The organism is Agromyces cerinus (assembly GCF_016907835.1).
Lineage (GTDB): Bacteria > Actinomycetota > Actinomycetes > Actinomycetales > Microbacteriaceae > Agromyces > Agromyces nitratus.
Window position 1 is genome coordinate 3,362,693 of the sequence record NZ_JAFBCT010000001.1, and the last position, 24,590, is coordinate 3,387,282.

Sequence of the window (24,590 nt, forward strand, 5' to 3'; positions counted from 1 at the left end):
TGCACATGATGCATGCGATATGCGACAGTGTCAATGGTCATGCGACCAGCGGCGCCGGTAGCGTCGACCATGCACTCGTCCTGAGAGGAACACGCGGTGACCCCGAACCGACCAGAGGAACTGACCGAGTACTCGCTGACCGCGCTGCTGACGCCGGCTGAGCGGCCCGCCGAGCCCGCCGACTTCGATGAGTTCTGGCGAGGGACGTTCGAGGAGTTCGGCACCGGATCCGTCGCGTGGGAGCGCGTGCGCGACCTCGACGCCACCGAGACGCACCACGTGATGGAGATCCGGTTCGCGTCATCGGCCGATGAGCCGACCGTGGCGTTCCTGATGGTGCCGCGCGTCGCCTCGATCGTGCGCCGCGGCCTCGTGATCGGACACGGCTACGGCGGCCGCGCGGCCCCCGACCCCGACCAGGTGCCCGCAGACACGGCCGCGATCTTCCCCGCCGCACCGGGCACGGTGCCGAACACCTCGAGTCGCTTCCCGGCGCTCCCCGACGAGCACGTGCTCGCGGGCATCGCGCACCGCGACACCTACTCGCACCGCTTCGCCGCCGCCGACGTCTGGCGCGCCGCGACCGTGCTGCTCGACGCCGCCCCCGGCGTCGCCGGGGCGCTCGACTTCAGCGGCGGCAGCTTCGGCGGCGGCATCGGGGCGATGGCGCTCCCGTGGGATGCCCGCTTCCGGCGCGCCTCGCTCGACGTGCCGAGCTTCGGGCACCACGCGATCCGCCTCACCCGGCAGTGCACCGGCAGCGGCGAGTCCGTGCGCCGGCACCTGGCCGAGCACCCCGAGGTGCGCCCGGTGCTCGGCTACTTCGACGCCGCCGTGGCGGCGCAGCGCATCCGCATCCCGGTGCATGTGGCAGCGGCGGTGCTCGATCCCGCCGTGGACCCGCGGGGGCAGTTCGCCGTCTACCACGCGCTCACCGGCCCGAGGCGGCTCAGCGTGCGGGCGAACGGGCACCTCGACGGCCCCGTCGCCGAGGCCTCCGAGCGGATGGCGCGGCAGGACGCGGCCGACTTCTTCGCGCTCCCCGACGACCGCCTGGCCTGAGCGCGCGGCGGTCGCGAGGCATCCGTCTCGAGCGGATGCCTCGGGGCGCGCCGAACGCCGGCCGCCCGCGGGTCCCTCCGCAGGCGGCCGGCGTCGAGGCGCTACGCGTTCGAGTCGAGCAGGTCCTGGACTTCCTTCTTCAGGGAGTTGAGGCCCGACTGCACGTCGACCTGGCCGGCGAGGATGTTCGCGACACCCGCGCCGATGGCAGTGTCGATCTGCGCGGTCACGGGCACGCGGTCCCATGCGGCGCCGCGTGCGTGCTCGGACACCTCGGTGCGGAACGTGGTCTGGTACTCGTCGGCGGCGAGCGCCGGGATCTGGTCGGCGACGGACTTCGCGGCCGGTGCGACTCCCGACTGCTCGTACTGCGCGGTCGCGGCGTCGATGTCCGTCGCGGCGTAGGTGATGAAGTCGCGGCTCGTGAGCTCGCCCTCGCCTGCACTCGCGAACAGGCCGCCGCCCCAGGCGCGGTTGTACGAGGGGTTGCCGCCGGCGGTGGGCCGCGCGATCGCGCTGATGTTGTCGATGATGTTCTGCGCGGCACCGTTCGTCTTCACGAACGTCGAGGCGAGCGGGGCGTCGTCGTAGAGGGCCGCCCGCCCGCTCGCGAACAGGATCCGCGCGTCGCTGCGGGCCACGTTCGTCTGGGTGAGGCCGTCGTCCTGCAGCGCCTTGTACCAGGTGATCGCCTCGACGCTCTCCTTGTCGCCGATCGTGCACTCGAAGTCGTCGGTGACGACCGGGCTGCCCCAGCCCCACATCCAGTGCGCGGCATCCTTCAGGTCGGGGTTCTTCGTGACCGCCGCGTAGGGGATCAGCGAGGAGTCCTGCGACTTGATCTTCTCGAGCGCGGTCGCGAACTGCTCGACGGTCATGCCCGACTTGATGCCGACGCTCTTGGCGATCTCGCCGTTCGTGATGATGCCGATGCCCGACGCCGTGAGCGGGAGCACGAGGAGCTTGCCGTCCATCGTGTACGACTCGAGCACACCCTGCGGGATGCCGAGCCCCTTGGCGAGGTCGGTGAGGTCGGCGAGCACGTTCATCGGCGTGAGCACCTGCCATCCGCCCGACTGGCCGACGCCCATGAGCTTGCCGGAGCGGCCGGTGAGGGCGAGCTGCGTCGCCGCCTGGTCGTAGGGGTATATGACGGGCGAGACGGTGACGCCCTCCTCCGCGGAGAAGTCCTTGAGGATCGCCTCCCATGCGGGCTTCAGCGCCTCCTCGCCGAGCGAGTTGCCGTAGAAGTTGATCGTCTTCGCCTTGGTCGCGGCATTCGCGCCGGCACCGGCGCCCGGCGCGGCCGGCGTGGCGCACCCGGCGAGCGCGAGGGCGCCGAACGCGGCGAGTGCCGTGCCGCCGCCGAGGAAGGCGCGGCGGCTGAGCTGCGAGGTCGAGAGGTTCATGGGGACTGCTCCTTCGTCGGAATGTGTGTTCGGTGCGGTGCTGTGGATCACGGGGCTACCCCTTGACGGCCCCCGACGCGAGGCCGGAGACGAAGTAGCGCTGGAGGAGGATGAAGATGATGGCGAGCGGCAGCGAGGTGATGAGGGATGCCGCCATGAGCGCCGGCCAGTCGGCCGTGCCCTCGCGGATGAAGGCCTGGGTGAGGCCGGCCGGCAGCGTCTGCTTGTCGGGTCCGGCGAGCGTGAGCGCGAAGAGCAGGTCGCTCCAGCCGCGCATGAAGGCGAACATCGCCGCCGTGATGAGGCCGGGCACGATCAGCGGGAAGACGATCTGGAACATCGTCTTGATGCGCGAGAGTCCGTCGACCTTGGCCGCCTCGAGGATGTCGTCGGGAATGCCGTCGATGATGCCCTTGAGCAGGAAGACCACGAGCGGCAACGTGAACGTGGTGAACGAGATGATGAGCGCCGTGTAGGTGTAGAGCAGACCCGCCGAGCTCAGCATGAGGTAGAGCGAGATGAGCAGCAGCGCCCCGGGGATGAGCTGCCCGATGAGGAACATGAACATGATCGCGTTGCGCCCGCTGTACCGGAACTTCGAGAGCGAGTAGGCCATGATGCCGCCGACGAGCACCGAGAGCACTGCCGTGCCCGTCGAGACGATGAAGCTGTTCGCGAGGTTCTGCAGCAGTGCATCGTTCTGGAAGAACCCGACGAAGTTCTCGAGGGTCGGGTCGACCGGGAAGAGCGGCCGGTCGAGCGCGAACACGGCCTCCTTCTTCATGAAGGCCGTCGACGTCAGCCAGTAGACCGGCAGCAGCCCGAAGAGGGCCAGCAGGATGAGCCCGATGCGCCCGGGGATCGACAGCCTCGGGCGGATGATCGCCTCTCCGATGTCGCGGCCGTGACTCATCGCTTCTCCAGACGTCGGTTGAGCAGCAGGTATGCGCTCGAGATGATCGCGAGCAGGATGAGCCAGAGCACACCCATTGCGGATGCCTTGCCGAGCTCGTAGCTGCCGAACGCGAGTTGATAGAGGCTGACGGCGAGCGTGGTGGTCGAATCCCCGGGCCCGCCGCCCGTCATCACGAAGATCGTGTCGAAGTTGCCGAAGTTGTAGATGAACTCGAGCGTCGCGACGAGCGCGACGGGGCCGACGATGTGCGGGAACGAGATGTAGCGGAAGCGCTGCGAGCGCGTCGCCCCGTCGATCGTCGCGGCCTCGAGCTGCTCGGCCGGCAGCGTCTGCAGCACCGAGAGGGCGACGACCATGATCCAGGGGAACGAGTGCCACGTCTTCGCGATGACGACCGCCGCCATCGCCCCGGTGGGGTTGCCGAGCAGGCTCACCTCGGGCAGGCCCACCATGGTCAGCAGGTGGTTCAGCACGCCGTAGCTGTCGTTGAAGATCCACGCCCAGAGGAACGAGACGACGACGCCGGGAAGCAGCCACGGCAGCATGAGGGTGCCGCGCAGGATGTTGCGTCCGCGCATGCGTGCGTTCAGGAGCACGGCGAGGGCCACGCCGAGGAGCACGGGGAAGATCGTCGCGAGCGTCGCGAAGGTGAGCGTCGTGCCGAGGCGCGCCATGAACTCGCCGAAGATCGCCGTGTAGTTGTCGAAGCCGACGAAGGTGCGATCGGGTCGGAGGAGCGACTGGTCGTAGAGGCTCGTGCCGATGCTCGAGACGAGCGGATAGATGGCGATCACGAGGAAGAGCAGGACCGCGGGGAGTGCGATCATGAATCCGAAGGTGCGATCCTTCGCGCCCAGTGTCGTGCGCCGCCCGGATCGCGGCTCGGTCGTCTCGCGTATCGCGGGCCGGTCGAGGATGGCTTGCTGCATTGCGTTCACTTCCCGAGAGGTGGCGACCCCTGATGGGGCCCCTGTGCGTCGTCGTCACAAGTGGTCAACGCTGACGTGCGGCCAGTAAACCACAATGCGGATGCTAAATCCACTAAATGCATGACTCACCCATATTTGGATTGCCTCGACCGATTCCGCTCACTACACTGACGGCAATGGCGCAGCCCGAGCGGGTATGCAACCACGCTCGGCAACTGCATTGAGAAGGAGTCCCGATGGCATCGGAATCGGTCGGCGGCACACAGACCGTCGAACGGGCTATGTCCCTGCTCGCCTGTTTCACCGAGGAGTCCGGCGAGCTCCGCGTGTCGGAGCTCTGCGCGCTCACCGGCCTCGGCCAGTCCACCGTGTCCCGCATGATGTCGGCGCTCGACCGCATGCGGTTCGTCGTCCAGGACGACCGGACCGGCCTGTACCGGCTCGGCCCGGCCGCCGTCTCCCTCGGCACGATCGCCCTCAACGGCTCGCCGATCTTCCGCGCGTCCCGTCAGATCGCCCAGAACCTCGCGCACCGGCTCGGCATCGGCGTGAACGTCGCCGAACTCAGCGGCTTCACCTTCACCTACCTCTGCAACTTCGAGGGCGCGCTCGCACCGAAGTCGTTCGCGATGGCGGGCCGCACCGCCCCGCTGCACGCCACGGGCCTCGGCAAGGCGCTGCTGTCGGGCATGCCCTCGGCGCTCGTCGACGAGTACTTCGCGAACACGCCGCAGCGGTACACCCCGCACACGATCGTCGACCGCGCCGCCATGCAGGTCGCCCTCGACGAGACCCGCAGCCGCGGGTACGCGACCGAGATCGAAGAGCTCGCCTTCGGACGGGCGTGCATCGCCGCACCCATCCGCAACCGCGCCGGTGAGATCGTCGCCGGCCTCTCCGCGAGCGGCCCCCTCTCGGTGCTCGACCTGCAGGCCCCCCATCAGGAGATCGCGCTGCAGGTGATCGAGGCGGCCGACGAGATCTCCGTCGCCCTCGGCTACAGCGCCTCCCACTCCGCGGCGGCGTTCGCGGCACTCTGATCCCCGGTGCCGCGACGGCGTTCGCGGCGCTCCCAACCTGAACCCCACGCCGCGGCATCCGTCGGCGGCGTTCTCGATCCCTCTCGTCACTGGAGACCCTGTGAGAATCGCGCGCGTCCAAACGTTCCCCCTCTTCATCTCGAAGGAGGATGCCGAAGACTCCTACGCCGGCGAGGCGGCGGTCGAGCACCGCGGCTACATGATCCGGCCGCCGTGGCGGAGCCTCTACTCCCCCGGCTACGAGACGCTCATCGTGAAGATCGAGACCGACGACGGCCTGGTGGGCTGGGGCGAGGGGCTCGCCCCCGTCGCTCCCGAGGTCGCGGCCGCGATCGTCGACCACCTGCTCACCCCGCTCATCATCGGCGAGGACCCGCGTTCGGTGCGCACCCTCTGGCACCGGATGTCGGAGTCGATGCGCGAGCGCGGACATCTCACGGGGCACCAGGCCGATGCCATGGCCGCCGTCGACATCGCGCTGTGGGACCTCTGGGGCAAGGCGACCGGCCTGTCGGTGTCCGAGCTCGCGGGCGGGCGCTTCGCCGACGTGCTGCCGACCTACGTGTCAGGCGTGCGCGGAGCCGACGACGCCGAGATCGCCGCGAAGACCGCCGTGCTCGTCGAGGCGGGCGTGCGACGGTTCAAGATGCACCTCGGCACCGACCTCCGCACCGACCTCGCGACCTACGACGCCGTGCGCGGCGCGCACCCCGACCTCCAGGTCGCACTCGACGCGCACTGGAGCTACCGGCTCGGAGAGGCGAAGGCCCTCGGCCGCGAACTCGACGAACGCCACGCCTGGTTCTTCGAGGCGCCGCTCGCTCCCGAAGACGTCGAGGGCCACCGCGACCTCGCGGCATCCATCGAGACCCCGGTCGCCGTCGGCGAGGCGATGCGCAGTCGATTCGAGTTCACGGACTGGCTGACCCGCCGCGCCGTCGGCCTCACCCAGCCCGACATCGGACGCACCGGCATCACCGAGGGCCTCGCGATCGCGGCCATCGCCGACGCCTTCCACGCGCAGGTGGCACCGCATCACTCCGCCGCGTTCGGCATCGCGATGGCCGCCGGCCTCCACGTCGCCGCGAGCTCGCCGTCGCTGCTCGCCTTCGAGTACCAGCCGCTCACGCTGCCGGTCGCGAACCGGATCCTCACGACCCCGCTCGAGGTCGCGCCCAACGGCGACTTCACGGTGCCGACCGGCCCCGGCCTCGGCGTAAGCGTCGACGAGGACTTCGTGCGGGAGTTCGTGCGCCGCTGAGCGGCACTCCCCCTCATGCGCGCCACGGCTGCGATGATCGAGGAGCGCGACGAAGGACGCCGCGCATGAGGGGGAACAGATGAACGACGTCCGACCGGGATCCGTGCTTCCCGTACCCGACCGCCCGTACCAGGGGCCGGTCGCGTACGACGCGAAGAAGCTCGACGAGAAGTTCCCGCCGATCGAGCCGGCGAGGCCACCGGCTCAGGCGCCGAACGTGCTCGTGATCCTGCTCGACGACGTCGGCTTCGGGGCATCCAGTGCCTTCGGCGGTCCCATCCACACGCCCACCGCCGAGCGCCTCGCCGGCGAGGGCCTGCGCTACTCGCGATTCCACACCACGGCGCTCTGCTCGCCGACCCGGGCCGCGCTGCTCTCCGGTCGCAACCACCACGCCGTCGGCATGGGCCACATCACCGAGACCGCGACGCCCGCACCGGGCTACCGTTCGACGCGCCCGAACACCGCGGTGCCGCTGCCCGAGATCCTCCGCCAGAGCGGCTACAACACGGCGCAGTTCGGCAAGTGCCACGAGGTGCCGGTGTGGGAGTCGGGCCCGACCGGCCCGTTCGACCACTGGCCCGCGCAGAGCGGCTTCGAGCGCTTCTACGGCTTCATCGGCGGCGAGACGAATCAGTACACGCCGGCGCTCATCGACGGGCTCACGACGATCGAGCCGCCGACCGACCCCGACTACCACCTCATGCCCGACCTCGCCGACAAGGCGATCGACTACGTGCGCCAGCAGAAGAGCCTGACGCCCGACAAGCCCTTCTTCGTGTACTTCGCGCCGGGCGCGACGCACGCCCCGCACCACGTGCCGAAGGACTGGATCGCCAAGTACGAGGGCAGGTTCGACCTCGGTTGGGATGCGCAGCGCGAGCAGACCTTCGCCCGGCAGAAGGAGCTCGGCGTCATCGCCGCCGACTCCGAGCTGACGGCCCGCCCGGAGGGCCTGCCCGCCTGGGACGACGTGCCCGACGAGCAGAAGCCGGTGCTCGCCCGCCAGATGGAGGTCTACGCGGCCTTCCTCGAGTACGCCGACCACCACACCGGCCGCCTCATCGACGCGCTCGAAGAGCTCGACATCCTCGAGGACACGCTGATCTACTACATCATCGGCGACAACGGGGCGTCGGCCGAGGGCGGCATCAACGGCGCCTACATGCTGACGACCGCCTCCAACGGCGGCGGCCAGTTCGAGACCGTCGACTTCTGGAAGGAGCACCTCGACAAGGTCGGCGGCCCCGAGGCGTACAACCACTACTCGGTCGCCTGGGCGCACGCGATGTGCACCCCGTACCAGTGGACCAAGCAGGTCGCCTCGCACTACGGCGGCACCCGCAACGGCACGATCGTGCACTGGCCGAGCCGCATCGCCGCCAAGGGCGAGGTGCGCGAGCAGTGGCACCACGTCATCGACCTCGCGCCGACCGTGCTCGACGTGGCGGGCCTCGCCGAGCCGCACACGTTCAACGGCGTCACGCAGGAGCCGATGCACGGCGTCTCGATGGCCTACAGCTTCGACGATGCATCCGCCGACGAACGCCACACGACGCAGTACTTCGAACTCATGGGCAACCGCGGCATCTACCACCGCGGCTGGACCGCGGTCACGAAGCACCGCACCCCCTGGGACGTCGTGTCGAAGGCCCCCGACTTCTCGCTCGACGTGTGGGAGCTCTACGACACGACGACCGACTGGACGCAGGCGAAGAACCTCGCCGATGAGCAGCCCGAGAAGCTCGCCGAGCTGCAGCGGCTCTTCCTCATCGAGGCGGCGCGCCACAACGTGTTCCCGATGGACGACCGCGCCGCCGAGCGCATGAACCCCGAGATCGCCGGCCGGCCGACGCTCGCGAAGGGCGATCGCCTGCGGCTCTACCCCGGCATGGTGCGGCTCGGCGAGAACGTCGCGATCAACGTGAAGAACCGCTCGTTCTCGGTCACCTCCGAGGTGGTCGTGCCCGACGACGGCGCGCTCGAGGGGGCGATCGTCGCACAAGGCGGCCGCACCGGCGGCTGGTCGTTCTTCGCCGAGGACGGCAAGCTCGGCTTCCACTACAACTACTGCGGCCTGCAGCGCTCGACCACCCTGTCGGATACCGCGATCGGCGCCGGCGAGCATCAGGTGCGGGTCGAGTTCGCCTACGACGGCGGCGGCATCGGCAAGGGCGGCGATGTGTCGCTCTTCATCGACGGCAAGGCGGTCGGCACCGGGCGCGTCGAGCACACGCACGCGCTCTACTTCTCGTTCGACGAGGGCATGGATACCGGCTGCGACACCGGCATGCCGGCGTACGAGGGCTACAAGGTGTGGGGCGGCGCCTTCAGCGGCACGCTGCAGTGGGCCGAGGTGGCACTCGGGGTCGACGACCACAACCACCTCGTCGACCCCGACGAGCACCTGCAGGCGGCGTTGCGTCACCAGTAGCAACCATTGCGTTCGCGCGCCGCTTTCTGCATGGAAGCGGCGCGCGACGCAGGAATCGTGAGGCTTTTTTGCGGTTGCGCCGAGGTATGTGAAACTTTCCCGTGGCCCGCCGGCGACCCGGTTCGGCCGAGCCGAAAGGGACATCCGGATGCACCGCACTGAACTCGACCTCGACGCGAACGAGCCGCGCGACCCCGCGACCCGCATGCACTCGACCAGCGACGAGACGAGCCACCTCGTCGACCTCGTGCTCGCGTACTCGCGCCGCCGCATCCTGAGCGACGACACCCCGCTCGACAAGCCCGTGACCGAGTCCGAGCTGCGCCGCCTCGCGGGCCGCACGATCGACGAGCAGGGCATCGGCGCGGCGCGGGCTCTCGCGCTCTTCGAGCACGTGCTCGCCCCGGCCTGCATCACGACCGACCATCCGCAGTACCTCTCCTTCATCCCGACGGCGCCGACGAAGGCCGCGACCGCCTTCGACCTCGTGGTCTCGGCGAGCGCCCTCTACGGCGGATCCTGGCTCGAGGGCGCCGGAGCGGTCTACGCCGAGAACGAGGTGCTCTCGTGGCTCGGCCGCGAGTTCGGCCTGCCCGCGGGCTCGGGCGGCGTCTTCGTGCAGGGCGGCACGCTCGGCAACCTCTCGGCCCTCGTCGCCGCGCGCGAGGCCGCGCGTCACCGGCTGAGCGACGGTGAAGCGGATGCCGCGGTGCCCGCGCCGCCCGGCGGTCGCTGGAAGATCGTGTGCAGCGCAGAGGCGCACTCCTCGATCGCCTCGGCGGCCCGGGTGATGGACGTCGACGTCGTACCAGTGACCCCCTCCGGCGACGGCATGCTGCGTGGCGACGACGTGCGTGCCGCACTCGAGGCGCACGGGGCATCCGTCTTCGCCGTCGTCGCGACCGCCGGCTCGACGAACTTCGGCATCGTCGACGACCTCGCCTCGATCGCCGAGCTGAAGCGCGACTTCGGCTTCTGGTTCCACGTCGACGGCGCATACGGGCTCGCCGGCATGCTCTCGCCGCTCGCGCGGCACCGGTTCGCGGGCGTCGAGCACGCCGACTCGGTGATCGTCGACCCGCACAAGTGGCTGTTCGCCCCGTTCGACGCGTGCGCCCTCATCTACCGCGACCCCGAGCAGGGCCGCCGCGCGCACACCCAGCACGCCGAGTACCTCGACACCCTCACCGAGGGCGGCGACTGGAGCCCGTCGGACTACGCCGCGCACCTCACGCGGCGCGCACGCGGACTGCCGCTGTGGTTCTCGCTCGCGACGTACGGCGGCACCGCGTACCGCGAGGCGATCTCGAGCTCGATCGCGCTCGCACAGCGCATCGCCGACGAGATCGGAAGCCGCGAGGGGCTCAGCCTCGTGCGGTCGCCGCAGCTCTCGGTCGTCGTGTTCGAGCGCGACGGCTGGACGAAGGCCGACTACGACGCGTGGTCGGCGCGACTCCTCGACGAGCAGCGGGCGTTCGTGACACCGAGCTCGCACGCGGGCCGGCCGAACACGCGCTTCGCGATCGTGAACCCGAACACGACGTTCGAGCACCTCGTCGCGATCCTCGACACGATGTAGCCGTCGCCGGTCGAGTCGGCGCGCCAGCGCCGTATCGAGACCCCGCACCAGGTCTCGATGCGCTCGCTGGCGCTCGCCATCGACCCGCGAACTCGGTTATTGAACTTTTCGGTTCAGTGTTCTACACTGAACCACATGGTTCAGCAAACTGCACTCGATCCGTCGATGCTCGACCGGGCCTTCGGCGCCCTCGCCGATGAGACCCGGCGCGGCATCCTCACCAGGCTCGGTGCCGGCCCCGCCACGATCACCGAGCTCGCCGAACCGAGCGGCATGACCCTCACCGGCATCCGCAAGCACGTCGACGTGCTCGAGGCCGCGGGGCTCGTCGCGACCGAGAAGGTCGGGCGTGTGCGACAGGTCACCCTCGGCACCGAACGACTGGATGACGCCATGGCATGGATCACCTTCTATCAACGGCTCTGGGCTCGCCGCCTCGACGGCCTCGATGCCTACTTCACCCTCGCGAAAGGAACGGAATCATGAGCGACACGGAAACGAACGAGACGATCGGCCTCCGGCTCCAACGCCAGCTGCCGGCGACGCCGGAACAGGTCTTCGACGCGTACACGGATGCGGAGAAGCAGAAGATCTGGTTCTCGATCCTCGACGAGGAGCCGGGCATCGTCGAGATCGAGGTCGACCTGCGAGTCGGAGGCACGCAGACCGCGGTCTGGGGTCCGAATCGGGAGACCCTGTTCCGCGAGGTCCAGACCTACCTCGAGATCGATCGCCCGCACCGACTCGTCACCGAATCCACCGGCAGCGAACCCGACGGCACCAGCATGACGACGCACGTCGTGGTCACATTCGAGGCCAATGACGGCGGCACGCTCGTGACCGTCGAGCAGACCGGCTTCCCGACCCCCGAGCTGCGCGACTTCTTCCAGTTCCAGGTCTGGAACGGCGCGTTCGATCGCATCGAGGCGTACCTCACCCGCAGCTGACGCACGGACGGCGGCGTCTGCGGTTGCGCCGCGGGCGCCCCTGCGTCGCGTCTCAGACGCGCGCGACCGCGATGTGCGCCGCGAGCGCGCTCGTCGGCGCGACGTCGGCCAGCGCCGCGGCGCCGTCGAGCGGGTGCGCCTCGCCGAGCCGGATGTCGGCTCCGGGGATCTCGGCGCGGATCGCGGCGACGAACTCGCGCCCGAGCACCTCGCCGAGGAACAGTCCGCCGACCCCCCGCACGTGCGAATCGGGAACGACCGATTCGCCGACGCGGCGAAGCCCGGCGAACGCGGATGCCGCGAGCTCGCGAGCTCCGTTCGTGATGATCGACTCGGCGACCGCGTCACCGTCGGCAGCGGCGTCCGCGACCGCACGTGCGTACGAGGCGATGCGCTGCACGCGCCCGGTGTCGGCCTGCAGCTCGATGTAGGCCGCTTCGAGGTCGGGGAAGTCCGCGCGCACGACCTCGCTCAGCGCGGTCGCGGCGCCGCGACCATCGTGGGCGCGCATGACCGCTTCGAGTCCGGCCCGGCCGAGCCAGTACCCGCTGCCGGCATCGCCCATGATGTAGCCCCACCCGTCGACGCGAGCGATGTCGGTCGCGCCGACCGCGAGCGTCACGACGCCCGTGCCCGCGGCGACGACGACGCCGCGCTCGTCGCCGAGCGCACCGAGGTAGGCGGTGATGGAGTCGTGGGCGAGATGCACGCTTCGAGCGCCGATCGGCGCCGCGGCGGCGAGCAGGTAACCTGCGTCGACCTCGTCGTCGGTCAGCCCCGAGACGCCGAGCCCCACACGCTCGGCGGTGCGACCGCCCTCGTGCGCCTGCTCGATGATGCGCGCCAGTTGCGGCAGCAGCGGCAGGTCGGTGCGGATGCCGGGCGCCGACCATTCACCGGAGCCCGAGGCATCCGTGTGTCTGACCTTGATGCCCGACTGGCCGGCGTCGATCGCGAGAGTGCTCGTCGGATTCACGGCTGCGACGCTATCAGTTGGGCGACGTACCCCGGGACCTCGCCGCTACGCTGGCCAACCATGAGCGCACCCATCGTCATCTCGGGCCCGGCCGCCTGGAATCGCATCGTCTACCTCGAGCGCCTGCCCGAGCCCGTGCCCCACATGCAGTTCGCGCTCGACGACTACGAGACGATCGGCGGCACCTCTGCCGGCAAGGCGCTCGGACTCGCGGGCCTCGGCCGGCCCGTGCTGCTGCACACCCTCCTCGGCGACGACGACGAGGGCCGACGCGTGCGGGGCGCGCTCGAGGCGTCCGGGGTCGCGCTCGCGGGCCTCGCCGCCGCACGCACCGAGAGCCACCTGAACCTCATGACGCGACAGGGCGAGCGGGTCTCGCTCTACCTCAGCGCGCCGGCCGATCCGGGCACGCCGCCGTCGGCCGCCCTGACGCAGGCGATGGCGGATGCCCCGGCGATCGTGCTCGACCTTTCGGAGCGTTCACGCGGGCTCATCGGCGCGGCGCGGGCGACCGGCCGGCCGATCTGGACCGACATCCACGACTACGACGGCAGCGCAGACTTCCACCGCCCGTTCATCGAGGCCGCCGACTGGATCTTCATGAACGCCGACCGCATCGGCGCCGACCCGCGGCCGTTCATGGAGCAGTGCGTGCGCGGCGGGGCATCCGTCGTCGTCTGCACGCTGGGCGCGCAGGGCGCGATCGCGATCAGCGCCTCCGACGACGGGCGGATGCTGCAGACGGAGGTCGCCGCCGTGCCCGTCGAGGTGCTCGACACCAACGGAGCCGGCGACGCGTTCATGGCCGGAGTGCTCGACGCCCGCCTCGACGGCGCCTCGCTCGGCGACGCCCTCGGGGCAGGAGCCCGGCACGCCGCGACGGTGCTCATGACGCGTCACCTGCACCCGGTGCTCGACCGGGTGCTCTGAACGCCGCCTCGCATCGCGAGGCATGCGGCCGGGCGGCGCCGGGTGTACCGTGTGCCTCGCGAAAGCGAGGAGCACACCATGGTTCTGATGCACCAGCGCAGCGGCACGGCCGAAGACGACGTCTACTGGCACGAGTCGATCGAGGGCGCCTCGATCGGTTCCGACGTGTCGCTCATCCTCACGTACAGCTCGAAGGACGGCTCGGGGCCGCGGTTGCACCTGCATCCGTATTCCGAGACATTCGTCATCCGCCATGGGCGGGCGCTGTTCACGGTCGGCGATGAACAACTGGAGGCCGTGGGCGGTCAGGTGCTCGTCGTGCCGGCGCAGATTCCCCACAAGTTCGTGGTCATCGGCCCCGAGGCCATGATCTCGACGCACATCCACGCGAGCCCGACGTTCATCACCGAATGGCTCGAGTAGCGGTCTCGACAGGCTCGACCCGCAGAGCGAGGTGTGCGGGTTGAGCCTGCCGAAACCCCCGTAGCCGCGTGATCACGCCGCGAGCAGCCGCTCCGCACGCGCGAGGTTCGCCACGAGCTCTTCGCGGTTCTGCGGCGTGACGTACGCCGGCTGGTCGCGTTCTGCACGCCAGCTCTCGGCGAGCGGACCGAACACGACGGAGTCGAAGCCGAGGTCGTCGAAGAGCGCAGTGACGAGCTCCGCGGCGTCGTCGAAGTCGCTCGCAGTCGACAGTGCCCGGCGGCCGGGCGTACCCGTCGGGGTGCCGTCGGTGAGGATCGCGGCGGCGGCGATGTTGTTGAAGCCCTTGACGACCTTCGATTCGGGCAGGTGCGCCTGCAGGAGTCCGGAGACCGTCGCCTGACCCGAGTCGAGCTCGGCGATGCGGCCGTCGCGCTCCCAGTAGTAGTTGTTCGTGTCGATCACGATCTTGCCGGCGAGCGGCTCGACCGGGATGTCGCGGTACGCCTTGAGCGGCACCGTCACGATGACGAACTCCCCCGCCTCTGCGGCCTCGGTGGGCGTACCCGCCGTCGCGTTGGGACCGAGTTCCGCCACGAGTTCGGCAAGGGTCTCGGGGCCCCGCGAGTTCGCGATGGTGACGTGGTGGCCGAGCTCGACGAGCCTCCGGGCGAGCGTGCCGCCGATGTTGCCGGCGCCGATGATTCCGATACGGGTGGGTGCGATGTTCGTCATGCTCGGTTGCAACGCGTGCGCCGCAGTTTGATTCCGCAGATGACGAATCGGGTCACGCGGGCTCGATGTTCGTGTTGTCGCGGAACACGTTGCCCGGGTCGACCTCGCGCTTGATCGCTCGCAGCCGCTCGAGCGTCGCCGGCGGGTAGGCCGCCGCCACGAGCTCGGGGCCCAGCTCGGTCTCGAAGCTCACATACGAGCCCGAGAAATGCGACGCCAAGAGCTCGTTCCACCGCTCGCTCGTCCGGTGCCGGCTCGAGCCGAAGGCGACGACCGAGAACTCGGCCGATCGATGGGCGAACGCCGTGGCATCCGCCGGTACGTCGTGCACGGCGCCGCCGACGGCGCGCAGCTGGAAGAAGTAGGTCGCCCCGCTCGCGACGAATCGCGCGGCGTCGGCCGCGAACTCAGGGGTGATGCGGCCGATCAGGCCGGTGCGCGCGGTCGGCTCGCCCTCGGCGCCGTGGCTGCCGTCGGCGGCGTTGGCCATGATCGACTCGTACGTCGTGAGCCGCACGTCCTGACCGATGAGCGGCGCGACCTCGGCGAGGGGCTGCAGCCTCGCGATGACCGTATCGGGGTCCTCGGAGTCGATCACCGCCATCACCTGCACGACGGGCGGTTCACCGGGGCGGGCGCCGCCCATGAGCAGGAAGCTCGTGACGTCGCGCGGCGAGTCCACGACCCAGTCGCCCCAGGCCTGCAGGAACCCGGCGGTGTCGCTCGCGTCGAACGCGAGCTGCGCGAAGCCGAGCGTTCCGACCTCGTCGACTTCGAACTCGAACGCGGTGACGATGCCCATGTTCGCCCCGGCGCCGCGAACGGCCCAGAAGAGATCGGGATGCTGCGCGGCATCCGCTCGCACGATGGAGCCGTCGGCGAGCACCATCTCGACGGCGCGCACGTGGTCGATCGTGAGCCCGTGCTCGCGCACGAGCCAGCCGATGCCGCCCGCCGTCGCGAGTCCGCCGACGCCCACTCCCCCGTAGTCGCCCGACGAGAGCGCCCAGCCGTGCGGTGCGAGGAACGCCGCGACGTCCTGCCAGCGCGCACCCGCCTCGACGCGCACGAGCCGGTTCGCCTCGTCGAGCACCTCCATGGCGTTCAGCCGCGAGAGGTCGATGACGATGCCGCCGTCGTTCGTCGAGCGGCCGCTGATGCCGTGACCGCCGCTCCGCACGCCGAGCGGCACGTCGGGGTTCGCCCGCGCGAAGTCGACCGCCTCGGCGACCTGACCGGCATCGGCCGGTCGCAGCACGAGGCCGGGGGCGCCGCCGCGCATGTACGTCGACTTCACGCGCACGTAGCCGGAGTCGCCGGGCTCGATCGCGTCCGCCGCGAGCGAGGCGGGCACCGCGTCGTAGTCGATGCCGTCGCGCCGCTTCGCGCGCACCGTCGAGTTGCGCACAACGCTGGTCCCCGAGCCCGTCGAAGGGCCCCCGCCGGACAGCGCGATCGAGTCCACGGATGCCGCGGCATCCGCTGTTCGCAGCTCGCGCGCCGCCGCTTCGCGAAGGGCCGGCGCGACCTCCTCGGCGAAGTGCGCGATCGTGCCGGGGTCGTCGCTCGCGAGGATGAAGGTGCCCACCCCGTCGTCGATCACGTAGGGCAGCAGCTGCTCGACCCACTGCGCGGCCGGGCCGTTGAGGAATCCGCCGCCCGCGCCGCCGAACCGGCCGCCGATGTTGACCATCCGACGGATCTCGCGGGGGTCGCGTCCGGCCGCGATCGCGGCCTCGTCGATGCGGGCGTTGCCCGCCGCGTAGTCGCCGGGCTGCATGTACCCGAGCGAGGGCAGCCAGCCGTCGCCCTTGCGCCCGATGAGGCGCAGCATGCGCGGCTTCAGGGCGCCGATGATGATCGGGATGTTGTGGGCCGGCGCCGGCCCGCGCTTCGCGCCGTCGACCCGGTAGTACGTGCCGTCGATCTGGAACCTGGCGCGCTCGCCCTGGTCCCAGATGCCGCGGATCACGTCGATGCCCTCGGAGAGCGCGTCGACCGCCTGCCCGGGGGTGAGCTTTCGGCCGCCCATCGCCTCGATCGCGTCCCAGAAGCCGCCGGCGCCGAGGCCGAGCTCGAAGCGCCCGCCCGAGAGCAGGTCGAGGCTCGCGGCCGCGCGGGCGAGCACGGCCGGGGGTCGCAGCGGCAGGTTCGTGACGTTGGCGGCGAGGTGGATGCGCTCGGTGCGGGCGGCGACCCAGGTGAGCAGGGTCTGCGTGTCGTGGAACGCCGGCTGATACGGGTGGTCCTGGAACGTGACGAGGTCGTAGCCGGATGCCTCGCTGAGTTCGGCGAGTCGCACGGCGAACTGCGGTGGGTCGTTCTTCGGCGTGATGAAGGTGCCGAACTGCAGTTCGTGGCCGTAGTGCATCGTGCTCCGATCGTCGTGGGCGCACGGGCATCCTGCGCCACTCCCCCATCCTGAACCACGGATGACACGGGTGCATTCCGGGAGTAAGCTACTTACCTATGGTAAGTGTTGACACGGATGACGCGACCGTCGCGATGCTCGACGAGCGGCGCGCGCGCCTGCACGACCTCGGCCACATCGACGAGGCGGAGTGCCGGCGCTTCCAGACGACGGTCGAGTTCGCGGGGCGCAAGTGGAACGCGGCGATCCTGCTCGCGGGCGTGCGCGGGGCCCGCCGGTTCTCGGAGTACCGCGACGCCGTCGCGGGCATCTCCGACCGACTGCTCGCCGCGCGGCTCAAGGAGCTCGAGGTCGAGGGCATCCTCGAACGACACGTGCGGGCGACGACGCCGGTGACGATCACCTACACGCCGAGCACGGCGGGGCTCCAACTCATCGAGCTGCTGCAGCCGCTCGTCGAGTGGGGTCGCGCTCGGCCGGCCGAGACGGAGCGCTCGGCCGGCTGAGGGCGGGCTACTTCTGGTCGGAGGCCTTGTCCGCCGCGGCGGATGCCTCGTCGGCGACGGTCTCCTCGACGACGATCTCCTCGACGACGATCTCTTCTTCGACGACGGCGGGCGCCTCGGCGACCGGCGCGACGGCGGCATCCGCCGCTGCGTCGGCACGGGCGAGCTCAGCGTCGGCCTCGGCGTCGGCACGGGCGACCTCAGCCTCGAAGGCGGCGTCCTCAGCGGCGAACGCCGCTGCGACCTCGGCGGACGCGGAGCGGGCGCTCACGTGCGCGAGCGCGTGCACCGCGAGTGCGATGACCACGGCGAGTGCGCCGACGGCGAGCAGCAGGCCCGCGATCGTCGTGTTCGACTGCGCGCCGAGCAGGCCGGCGACGTCCTGCGAGCCCGAGGTGTAGAACTCGACCTGGGCTGCGGTCGACGAGCTCAGGAGCCAGTAGCCCCCGCCGATCAGCGCCAATGCCGCGACCCAGAGCAGGATCAGCGGCACGTTGACCTTGGAGGCTGTTGTATTCACGGTGTTTGTCCTTCGTAATCGGGAGAAGCCGGTTCGGCCTCAGGGCACGGTAATTGCTGAGCCTATGCGTGTCCTATGCGTCAAGGGAACATCCCCCGGGAGACCGGCGGCCCGCTCAGCGCCCCGATCAGATCGCCCGATGGTCGACGAAGGCCATGCGCGGCCCTCGACGCGGGCGCCCCGGCACCCCAGCCGCGCCGAGCAGGCGCACCACCCGGTAGCGGTGACCGCGCCACCGTTCGAGGGTCTCGAGCATCTCGTCGTCGGTCATGTCGCGCCCCGCGAGCGCATGGCCGACGTAGTTCGCGAGGTGGTAGTCGCCGACCGAGAGCGCATCGGCATCACCGAGTGCGCGCTGGGCGACCTCGGCGACGGTCCACGGGCCGACGCCCGGCATGAGGGTGAGGCGAGCCGCGGCATCCGCCGGACTCATCGCGACGACGGCCTCGAGCCTGTCGGCGTAGCCCGCCGCGTTCTGCAGGGTGCGCGCCCGCTTGGGGTCGACGCCGGCGCGGTGCCACTCCCAGCTCGGGATCGTGCGCCACGCCTCGGGCGACGGCACGACCCGCATCGGCCGCGGGGTGGGCCCGGGCGCGGGCGACCCGAACCGGGTCACGAGTCGGCGCCACGAATCGTGGGCCTGCAGCGTGATGACCTTCTGCTCGAGGATCGTCGCGGCGAGCGCCTCGAAGACCTGCGCCGTTCGAGGGATGCGCAGGCCGGGGTTGCGCCGATGCGCGTCGTCGAGCAGCGGGAGTCCGGGCTCGAACCCGGTGGGATCGTCTGCGTCGCCGAGCAGCTCGGGCGCCTGCGCGACCGCGGCCCCAGCGCCCGGGCCCCAGGCCTCGCAGCGCAGCGTCTCGGCATCGGCCCGACTCAACCGCAGGGTCGCGTCGCCCTCGACGGTGCGCGTCGTGCGCCACACCGCGCCGCTCGCGTCGATTGTGAACGCCGGGTCGCCGCCGCCGCGCCGCAGCGCGCCGAGCGTCTGCCGCAGGTCCGTCGGATGCCGCGGCCGCCAGCTGAGGGCATGGTCGGCGATCACGGCTCCAGTGTGACGCACGCAGCTGACAGCCACGCGGCCGCTCGGGCTATGCGGTGGGAGCCGCCGCGACCGACGCCGCGTCCTTCGGCGCCACGATGCGGCTCCGCAGTGCGAGGAACAGCAGCACCATGCCGGCGGTGAGTGCGATGTGGCCGAGGCCCGCGATGCCGGCGATCGCCGACGTCGACTCCTCGCCCATGACCGTGAGCGAGCCGTGCCAGGTGAGCATCGCCGAGGTCACGAGCACGCCCGCGTTGTAGACCCAGAAGAACCACTCGAAGAGGTGGCTCTTCGAGATCACGAAGACCTTCTCGATCACGAGCACGATGAGCAGCACGATGAAGCCGAGCGTCAGTAGGTGCGTGTGCACGAGACCGAGCTGGGTGAACTGTCCTTCGGGGAAGTCGTTGGCCTTCGTGAACTCGCGGTAGAAGAGGCCGGAGCCGACACCGAGGATCATGTACGCGAACGCTGCGTAGAACAGTTTCTGCATGGCGGTTCCCTTCGAGAAGTTGGCGAGGTGATCGAGCCTCACCTCGATACTCCTCCGAACCGGTCCCGTGCCGCATCCAACGAAGGTTTGAACCTGCCCTCGGTCAGCTCGGTCGCACGACGACGGTCCGCTCGTCGTCGTCGCCGTCGATCGTGAACCGCAGGATGCGGAGCTCTGGGTCCCACGAGACGACCTCGCCACCTTCGACGACGCCGCCGTCGGGGAAGCCCGCCGCCGGCAGGTAGACCTCGCTCGGCTCCGCACCGTCACCGGAGTCCGGCGTGACGGAGATCTCGAGCGAGTCGGGCTCCGAGTTCCACGTGTGCAGCTCTCCGGCGATCGCCCGCGGGTAGGGCCGGTCGAGCACGGTGATGAGGTTGCGCGGGGTGCCGTCGACCTCGTAGGGGCCCCATGACCCCGGGTCGCGCGACCAGTACGCGATGCCGATGCCCGAGGCATCCGACGTCGAATAGACGAGGTCGACGTAGTCGAGCGCTCCGGGCAGCGTCGTGTCGAGGCCGAACTCGCCGAGGATGATCGGCACGCCGCCGAGGGCCTCGGCCGTGCGCAGCGTGTTCGAGCGCCACGCGGCGACCGTCGTCTCGACCATGTCGCGCGAGGGGCCGCTGAAGCCGTCGCCGAGATCCATCGGCAGGGGGTAGAGGTGCGGGCAGAAGGCGATGCGCGGGTCGCCCTCGCGCGGGTCGTCGACGGCGCCGAGCGCGCTCGGCAGCCCCCAGTTGAAGCCGAGCGCCTGGGGCTCGAGGCACGCCCACGAGTCCTGGTCGACCTCGCGGATCGCGTCGACGGTCTTCTGGTACAGCGCGGTCAGCGGCCCGGCCTCGAACGCGGGCCCCTGCACGGTGCCGCCGTACGGCTCGTTCATGAGGTCGTAGGCGACCACCGCGTCGTTGTCGGCGAAGCGCTCGGCGACGGCGCGCCAGGCGCCGGCGTAGTGATCGGTGAGCTCGGGGTGCTCGCCGGTGGTGTTCCAGAAGTTGTCGAAGGCGTGGATCACGCCGGGCTCGAGGTAGTAGAGCTCCCACTGGTCGTGGTGGGCGACCGGGAAGCCGTCGAGGTAGGTCGCCCATTCGGGTGCGCCGTTGCCGTTGTCGCCCTCGGGCGTGATGCCGGAACCCCAGAGGTCCTGATGCATGTCGAGCATCACGTGGTAGCCGCGCTCCTCGTACCAGCCCGCCCGTTCCTCGACATCGTCGAGGTAGCCCTGGTCGTAGACGCCCGGGCTCGGTTCGACCTTGCGCCACGAGATGAGGAAGCGCACGAAGTTCGTGCCCATGTCGGCCTGCTCCTGCACGAGCTGGTCTTCGGTGAAGTCGGGCATGCCGTCGGGAACGCTCTTCGAGCTGCTCGCTGTGGAGAAGCCGTGCTGCACGAGAGCCCGACCGTCGCCGTCGGTGATGAAGGAGTCGGCCGCCGCCGGCCCCGGAGTGCGCATCGCCGCAGCTGCGCCGCCCACGACGAGCAGCACTCCCAACCCTGCAGCGATGGTGCTTCGAGCGGCGAACATCCGGTCCTCCTTGACGCATGTGAGGGGGAGGCTATCATCGATCGCATGCCGACTAGGACAGTTGACCCACATCTCCTTCGTCGAGTCGACTGGTCGGTGCTGGCGACGCTCGTCGCGCTCGCGATCCTCGTCGGCATCTGGCCGATCACCGGCGTGCTCACGACGTACGTCCCACTGCTCGCGGTGCCGGCCGCCGCGGGCCTGCCCTACCTGATCCCCGCCCTGCGGCTGATGCCGCTCGGCGACACGACGTGGGCCTTCTGGTTCGCGGATGTCGCAGGGGTCGTCGTCATGCTCGTGACCGCGTTGGTCCTGCTCAGGGCGCCGAAGCGCCGGGCTGCTCCCGCCCCCGGCCCCGGCCGCGCGTTCGGCCGCGGCGTCTGGGTGACGACCGTCGCGGTCGTCGCGGGCAACCTCGTGCGCGGGGTGTTCACGAGCTTCATGGTGCACGCCGATCTCGGCACGTACCTCGGCACGCTCGCGGCGAACGTCGTGGTCTCCGCGATCACGGGCGCGCTGCTCGGCCTCGTCGTCGGCGCGGTCGCGGCGATCGTCGCGGCCACCGGGCGCCGCGCCGCATCCGACGACAGCGAAGAAGCGGATGCCGCGGCCTCGGCCGAGACGCACCCCGTCGAGCACGACGCCGACGCCGACGCATCCGTCACCGCCTGAGGCGCACCGCTCGCATCAGCGCGGCGCGAACGCCGCGTGGAAGATCGCCCAGGCGCGCTGCGCGACGGGTCGCCGATTCTCGGCCTCGGTGCGGGCGAGCAGGTCGGCGAGCATCGAGACGGCGAGCAGCACGTCGGCGTCTTCGACGGTGTCGCCGACGCGCCCGGCGGTGCGCTCGCGCGCGACGATCCCGCCGACGATGGCCGCGAGCCGCGAGCCGAGGTGCTCCACGCGTGCGTCGTGCTGGTGCTGCCAGATGAGGTCGATCAGCGCGGTCGAGACGACCGCCTGCCCGATGATCGCCTCGAGCAGGTCGTCGAGGGTCGCGTTCTCGGGCTCGACGGCGGCCTCGAGCTCGTCGATGTTCTCGTCGAAGACCGCGACCGCGAGCGCCAGGCGGTCGGGGAAGTGGCGGTAGAGGCTGCCCTGGCCGACACCGGCCCGCTTGGCGATCGCGTTGAAGGGCGCCTGGAGTCCGTCGGCCGCGAAGACCTCTCGCGCGGCGGCGATGATCGCGCGCCGATTCCCGGGGCCGGCGCTCGGACCGCGATTGGCCTTGCGGGCGGCCTCGTGGATTCCCTTCCCACGTTCAGGCACGGATGTTACCTTACTACCGGACAAGGATGTCCGGTATGGGCTTCGCACGACATCGAAGAGAAGGAAACACGCCATGAACACCCCCAAGACCCTCTCGGGCGACGACTCGATCAAGACCTGGCTCGAGCACCCGGTCGGCGGCCCCATCATCCGCGACCTGCTCGCGCAGGCCGGCCAGAACCCCGACGTGCTGAAGCCCGTGCAGCGACTCGCGATCAAGCGACTCGTCAAGCTCAGCAAGGGCCAGTTCAGCCAGGAGATGGTCGACCAGCTCGTCGCGCGCGCGGCAGCCGGCGAGGTGCCGGCCGGCGCAGCGGATGCCTCCGTCGAAGCGCCCGAGCCCACCACCGAGTCGGCCGACGCCGGTGCGGCACCCGAGGTCGAGCGCCCCGAGTGGGTCGAGCGCCTCGACCAGGGCCGCTTCGCCGGCAAGACCGTCATCGTCACGGGTGCCGGCTCGGGCATCGGCCGGGCCACGGCATCGCGCGTCGCCCGCGAAGGCGGCCGCGTGATCGCCGTCGACGTCTCGCAGGAGCGCCTCGACGACTTCGCCTCGGAGCACGAGGGTGCCGAGATCGTGACCCTCGTGGCCGACATCACCGACGACACGAAGGTCGCCGAGATCGTTGCCGCAGCCGGCGACCGCATCGACGGCCTCGCGAACATCGCCGGCATCATGGACGACATGACGCCGATCGGCGAGCTCACCGACGCCGTCTGGAAGCGTGTGTTCTCGGTCAACGTCGACGGCACCATGAAGCTCATGCGCGCCGTCGTGCCCGTCATGCTCGCCCGCGGCACCGGCTCGATCGTCAACACCGCCTCCGAGGCGGCGCTGCGCGGCTCGGCAGCGGGCGTCGCCTACACCGCGTCGAAGCACGCGGTCGTCGGCCTCACGAAGTCGACGGCGTTCATGTACGGCCCGAGCGGCCTGCGCGTCAACGCGGTCGCCCCCGGTGCGACCATCACGAACATCGAGGCGACCTTCGCCTCCCCGCTCGGCGCGGAGCGCGTGCGCCAGGCGATGGCGATCCTTCCGGATGCCGCGGAGGCCGAGGCCCTCGCCGCATCGATCACCTTCCTGCTCAGCGACGACGGTGTGAACATCAACGGCGTCGTGCTCGCGAGCGACGGCGGCTGGTCGGCAGCGTAGGAACTGCACGCACGGCGATGGGGAGTGGGCGACCGCTCCCCATCACCGTCTCATCTCTCGGAGGGGTGACCTCCCCGGCTCGTCGCCATACGATGCCGGAATGGGAACCACGCAACCTTCGACCTCCGAGCTCGTCGACGCCGCGCTCGGCCACCTCGAACGCCTCTACGTCTTCCCCGAGGTCGCCGACACCACCGGCGCCGCGATCCGCGAACTGGAACGGGCCGGATCCTTCGCCGGGCTCGACGAGGCGGAGTTCTGCGCTCGGCTGACCGCCGAGCTGCAGTCGCGCACGAACGACAAGCACCTGCGGGTGCGGGCGCGGATCCAACCGCCCGCCGAGAACGCGGGGCGGAGCCAGGAGGAGGTCGTCGCCGCCCTCATCGCGAAGTTCCGCGACGACAACTGGGGTATCGCGAAGGTCGAGCGGCTCGACGGCAACATCGGCCTCATCGACCTCCGCATGATCGTGGACGCCTCGCTCGCCGGACCGGCGATCGCCGCCGCCATGGAACTCGTCTCCCGCACCGACGCGCTCGTCTTCGACCTGCGGGCCTGCCTCGGCGGCTCGCCGAACGCCGTGCAGTCGTGGATCAGCCACCTCACCGCCGACGACGAGACGCAGTTGAGCTCCGTGCAGGAACGCGAGGGCGCATCGTTGCGCCAGTACTGGACGCTCGCCGACGTGGCCGGACCCCGCTACCTCGACCGCGAGGTCTTCGTGCTGACGAGCGGGGCCACCTTCTCGGGTGCCGAGCAGTTCGGCTACGACCTGCAGGCGATCGGTCGCGCCACGATCGTCGGCGCTGCGACGGGCGGCGGGGCGCACCCCACCCGCTTCATCCCGATCTCCGACACGATCGAGATCACCGTGCCGTTCGCCCGCGCCGTCAACCCGATCACCGGCACGAACTGGGAGGGCGTCGGCGTCGTCCCCGACATCGTGGTCGACGCCGATGATGCGCTGCAGGTCGCGATCGACGAGGCCGGACGACGAGTCAGCGAACGAACCGCCGCGGTCGGCTGAACCCCTGCACGCGGCATCCGCTCGGCAGCCGTCGTAC

Annotated in this window: 24 protein-coding genes; 13 read left to right on the plus strand and 11 right to left on the minus strand. The window is 70.4% G+C overall.

All coding sequences use genetic code 11. The annotated features are described in order from the left end of the window. Positions 1–96: 96 nt before the first annotated feature. A complete protein-coding gene (locus tag JOE59_RS15610) occupies positions 97–1,062 on the plus strand; it encodes an acetylxylan esterase (protein WP_204462037.1) in 966 nt (321 codons plus the stop codon). A 101-nt stretch (positions 1,063–1,163) separates the two neighbouring features. Here JOE59_RS15610 and JOE59_RS15615 read toward each other — a convergent pair whose 3' ends face one another. The 3 genes from JOE59_RS15615 to JOE59_RS15625 are packed head-to-tail and all read right to left on the minus strand — an operon-like array spanning position 1,164 to position 4,214. Then, complete coding sequence (locus tag JOE59_RS15615; protein WP_204462040.1) at positions 1,164–2,471, minus strand: ABC transporter substrate-binding protein; 1,308 nt, start codon at positions 2,469–2,471, stop codon at positions 1,164–1,166. A 55-nt stretch (positions 2,472–2,526) separates the two neighbouring features. After that, entirely contained in the window at positions 2,527–3,384 is an 858-nt protein-coding gene (locus JOE59_RS15620; RefSeq protein ID WP_204462042.1) for a carbohydrate ABC transporter permease, read from the minus strand. Then, entirely contained in the window at positions 3,381–4,214 is an 834-nt protein-coding gene (locus JOE59_RS15625; RefSeq protein ID WP_239560317.1) for a carbohydrate ABC transporter permease, read from the minus strand. The genes JOE59_RS15620 and JOE59_RS15625 overlap by 4 nt, the downstream gene beginning before the upstream one ends. A 338-nt stretch (positions 4,215–4,552) precedes the next feature. Here JOE59_RS15625 and JOE59_RS15630 point away from each other — a divergent pair, with 338 nt between their 5' ends. From JOE59_RS15630 to JOE59_RS15655, 6 genes are all read left to right on the plus strand, one after another. Further along, entirely contained in the window at positions 4,553–5,356 is an 804-nt protein-coding gene (locus tag JOE59_RS15630; protein WP_204462047.1) for an IclR family transcriptional regulator, read from the plus strand. 100 nt (positions 5,357–5,456) lie between these two features. Then, a complete protein-coding gene (locus JOE59_RS15635) occupies positions 5,457–6,617 on the plus strand; it encodes a mandelate racemase/muconate lactonizing enzyme family protein (RefSeq protein ID WP_204462049.1) in 1,161 nt (386 codons plus the stop codon). Positions 6,618–6,696: 79 nt separating this feature from the next. Then, entirely contained in the window at positions 6,697–9,051 is a 2,355-nt protein-coding gene (locus tag JOE59_RS15640; RefSeq protein WP_204462052.1) for an arylsulfatase, read from the plus strand. Between the two features lie 148 nt (positions 9,052–9,199). Beyond that, on the plus strand, positions 9,200–10,630 hold the full coding sequence (locus tag JOE59_RS15645) for a pyridoxal phosphate-dependent decarboxylase family protein (RefSeq protein ID WP_204462054.1): 1,431 nt from the start codon (positions 9,200–9,202) through the stop codon (positions 10,628–10,630). Positions 10,631–10,765: 135 nt separating this feature from the next. Then, positions 10,766–11,116 (plus strand): ArsR/SmtB family transcription factor, encoded by a 351-nt coding sequence (locus JOE59_RS15650; RefSeq protein WP_056654864.1) that lies wholly within the window; start codon positions 10,766–10,768, stop codon positions 11,114–11,116. Beyond that, the gene (locus JOE59_RS15655; RefSeq protein ID WP_204462056.1) at positions 11,113–11,577 is read left to right on the plus strand and encodes an SRPBCC family protein; all 465 of its coding nucleotides are present in this window, start codon (positions 11,113–11,115) and stop codon (positions 11,575–11,577) included. The genes JOE59_RS15650 and JOE59_RS15655 overlap by 4 nt, the downstream gene beginning before the upstream one ends. Before the next feature lie 52 nt (positions 11,578–11,629). On the opposite strand, the gene JOE59_RS15660 is transcribed toward JOE59_RS15655, so the two are convergent. Continuing rightward, positions 11,630–12,553, minus strand: coding sequence for a BadF/BadG/BcrA/BcrD ATPase family protein (locus tag JOE59_RS15660; protein ID WP_204462058.1), 924 nt, complete (start codon positions 12,551–12,553; stop codon positions 11,630–11,632). A 60-nt stretch (positions 12,554–12,613) separates the two neighbouring features. Here JOE59_RS15660 and JOE59_RS15665 point away from each other — a divergent pair, with 60 nt between their 5' ends. Together JOE59_RS15665 and JOE59_RS15670 are read left to right on the plus strand one after the other, a co-directional pair. Then, positions 12,614–13,483 carry a carbohydrate kinase family protein gene (locus JOE59_RS15665; protein WP_204462066.1) on the plus strand — a complete coding sequence of 290 codons (870 nt, stop codon included), beginning with the start codon at positions 12,614–12,616 and terminating at the stop codon, positions 13,481–13,483. Positions 13,484–13,561: 78 nt separating this feature from the next. Next, positions 13,562–13,906 carry a cupin domain-containing protein gene (locus tag JOE59_RS15670; protein WP_239560319.1) on the plus strand — a complete coding sequence of 115 codons (345 nt, stop codon included), beginning with the start codon at positions 13,562–13,564 and terminating at the stop codon, positions 13,904–13,906. A 72-nt stretch (positions 13,907–13,978) separates the two neighbouring features. On the opposite strand, the gene JOE59_RS15675 is transcribed toward JOE59_RS15670, so the two are convergent. Further along, positions 13,979–14,653: an NADPH-dependent F420 reductase gene (locus JOE59_RS15675; protein WP_275581171.1), complete on the minus strand. Its 675-nt coding sequence runs from the start codon at positions 14,651–14,653 to the stop codon at positions 13,979–13,981. 40 nt (positions 14,654–14,693) lie between these two features. After that, positions 14,694–17,012: an LLM class flavin-dependent oxidoreductase gene (locus tag JOE59_RS15680; RefSeq protein WP_204462071.1), complete on the minus strand. Its 2,319-nt coding sequence runs from the start codon at positions 17,010–17,012 to the stop codon at positions 14,694–14,696. A 98-nt stretch (positions 17,013–17,110) separates the two neighbouring features. Between JOE59_RS15680 and JOE59_RS15685 the strand changes: the two genes are divergently transcribed. Beyond that, positions 17,111–17,518 (plus strand): winged helix-turn-helix transcriptional regulator, encoded by a 408-nt coding sequence (locus tag JOE59_RS15685; RefSeq protein WP_239560321.1) that lies wholly within the window; start codon positions 17,111–17,113, stop codon positions 17,516–17,518. A 7-nt stretch (positions 17,519–17,525) separates the two neighbouring features. Here JOE59_RS15685 and JOE59_RS15690 read toward each other — a convergent pair whose 3' ends face one another. From JOE59_RS15690 to JOE59_RS15705, 4 genes are all read right to left on the minus strand, one after another. Further along, positions 17,526–18,038: a hypothetical protein gene (locus JOE59_RS15690; protein WP_204462073.1), complete on the minus strand. Its 513-nt coding sequence runs from the start codon at positions 18,036–18,038 to the stop codon at positions 17,526–17,528. Between the two features lie 127 nt (positions 18,039–18,165). Continuing rightward, positions 18,166–19,083 (minus strand): DNA-3-methyladenine glycosylase family protein, encoded by a 918-nt coding sequence (locus JOE59_RS15695; protein ID WP_204462075.1) that lies wholly within the window; start codon positions 19,081–19,083, stop codon positions 18,166–18,168. Between the two features lie 46 nt (positions 19,084–19,129). Further along, a complete protein-coding gene (locus JOE59_RS15700; RefSeq protein ID WP_204463441.1) occupies positions 19,130–19,576 on the minus strand; it encodes a DUF2871 domain-containing protein in 447 nt (148 codons plus the stop codon). Positions 19,577–19,679: 103 nt separating this feature from the next. Further along, entirely contained in the window at positions 19,680–21,104 is a 1,425-nt protein-coding gene (locus JOE59_RS15705) for a cellulase family glycosylhydrolase (protein ID WP_204462077.1), read from the minus strand. A 96-nt stretch (positions 21,105–21,200) separates the two neighbouring features. Between JOE59_RS15705 and JOE59_RS15710 the strand changes: the two genes are divergently transcribed. Next, positions 21,201–21,776 carry a hypothetical protein gene (locus JOE59_RS15710; RefSeq protein WP_204462079.1) on the plus strand — a complete coding sequence of 192 codons (576 nt, stop codon included), beginning with the start codon at positions 21,201–21,203 and terminating at the stop codon, positions 21,774–21,776. A gap of 15 nt (positions 21,777–21,791) precedes the next feature. Here JOE59_RS15710 and JOE59_RS15715 read toward each other — a convergent pair whose 3' ends face one another. Further along, entirely contained in the window at positions 21,792–22,373 is a 582-nt protein-coding gene (locus JOE59_RS15715; RefSeq protein ID WP_307837094.1) for a TetR/AcrR family transcriptional regulator, read from the minus strand. Between the two features lie 73 nt (positions 22,374–22,446). On the opposite strand from JOE59_RS15715, the gene JOE59_RS15720 reads away from it, so the two are divergent. Both JOE59_RS15720 and JOE59_RS15725 read left to right on the plus strand, forming a co-directional pair. Continuing rightward, a complete protein-coding gene (locus JOE59_RS15720; protein WP_204462082.1) occupies positions 22,447–23,526 on the plus strand; it encodes an SDR family NAD(P)-dependent oxidoreductase in 1,080 nt (359 codons plus the stop codon). A 100-nt stretch (positions 23,527–23,626) separates the two neighbouring features. Beyond that, positions 23,627–24,553: a S41 family peptidase gene (locus JOE59_RS15725; RefSeq protein WP_204462084.1), complete on the plus strand. Its 927-nt coding sequence runs from the start codon at positions 23,627–23,629 to the stop codon at positions 24,551–24,553. The last annotated feature ends 37 nt before the right edge of the window (positions 24,554–24,590 follow it).

Coding starts and splice junctions, on each gene's coding strand:
- JOE59_RS15620 (WP_204462042.1), bottom strand. CDS start 3,384: ATGAGTCACGGCCGCGACATCGGAGAGGCGATCATCCGCCCGAGGCTG.
- JOE59_RS15650 (WP_056654864.1), top strand. CDS start 10,766: ATGGTTCAGCAAACTGCACTCGATCCGTCGATGCTCGACCGGGCCTTC.
- JOE59_RS15665 (WP_204462066.1), top strand. CDS start 12,614: ATGAGCGCACCCATCGTCATCTCGGGCCCGGCCGCCTGGAATCGCATC.
- JOE59_RS15680 (WP_204462071.1), bottom strand. CDS start 17,012: ATGCACTACGGCCACGAACTGCAGTTCGGCACCTTCATCACGCCGAAG.
- JOE59_RS15640 (WP_204462052.1), top strand. CDS start 6,697: ATGAACGACGTCCGACCGGGATCCGTGCTTCCCGTACCCGACCGCCCG.
- JOE59_RS15725 (WP_204462084.1), top strand. CDS start 23,627: ATGGGAACCACGCAACCTTCGACCTCCGAGCTCGTCGACGCCGCGCTC.
- JOE59_RS15700 (WP_204463441.1), bottom strand. CDS start 19,576: ATGCAGAAACTGTTCTACGCAGCGTTCGCGTACATGATCCTCGGTGTC.
- JOE59_RS15705 (WP_204462077.1), bottom strand. CDS start 21,104: ATGTTCGCCGCTCGAAGCACCATCGCTGCAGGGTTGGGAGTGCTGCTC.
- JOE59_RS15615 (WP_204462040.1), bottom strand. CDS start 2,471: ATGAACCTCTCGACCTCGCAGCTCAGCCGCCGCGCCTTCCTCGGCGGC.
- JOE59_RS15685 (WP_239560321.1), top strand. CDS start 17,111: ATGGTAAGTGTTGACACGGATGACGCGACCGTCGCGATGCTCGACGAG.
- JOE59_RS15630 (WP_204462047.1), top strand. CDS start 4,553: ATGGCATCGGAATCGGTCGGCGGCACACAGACCGTCGAACGGGCTATG.
- JOE59_RS15655 (WP_204462056.1), top strand. CDS start 11,113: ATGAGCGACACGGAAACGAACGAGACGATCGGCCTCCGGCTCCAACGC.
- JOE59_RS15625 (WP_239560317.1), bottom strand. CDS start 4,214: ATGATCGCACTCCCCGCGGTCCTGCTCTTCCTCGTGATCGCCATCTAT.
- JOE59_RS15720 (WP_204462082.1), top strand. CDS start 22,447: ATGAACACCCCCAAGACCCTCTCGGGCGACGACTCGATCAAGACCTGG.
- JOE59_RS15645 (WP_204462054.1), top strand. CDS start 9,200: ATGCACCGCACTGAACTCGACCTCGACGCGAACGAGCCGCGCGACCCC.
- JOE59_RS15670 (WP_239560319.1), top strand. CDS start 13,562: ATGGTTCTGATGCACCAGCGCAGCGGCACGGCCGAAGACGACGTCTAC.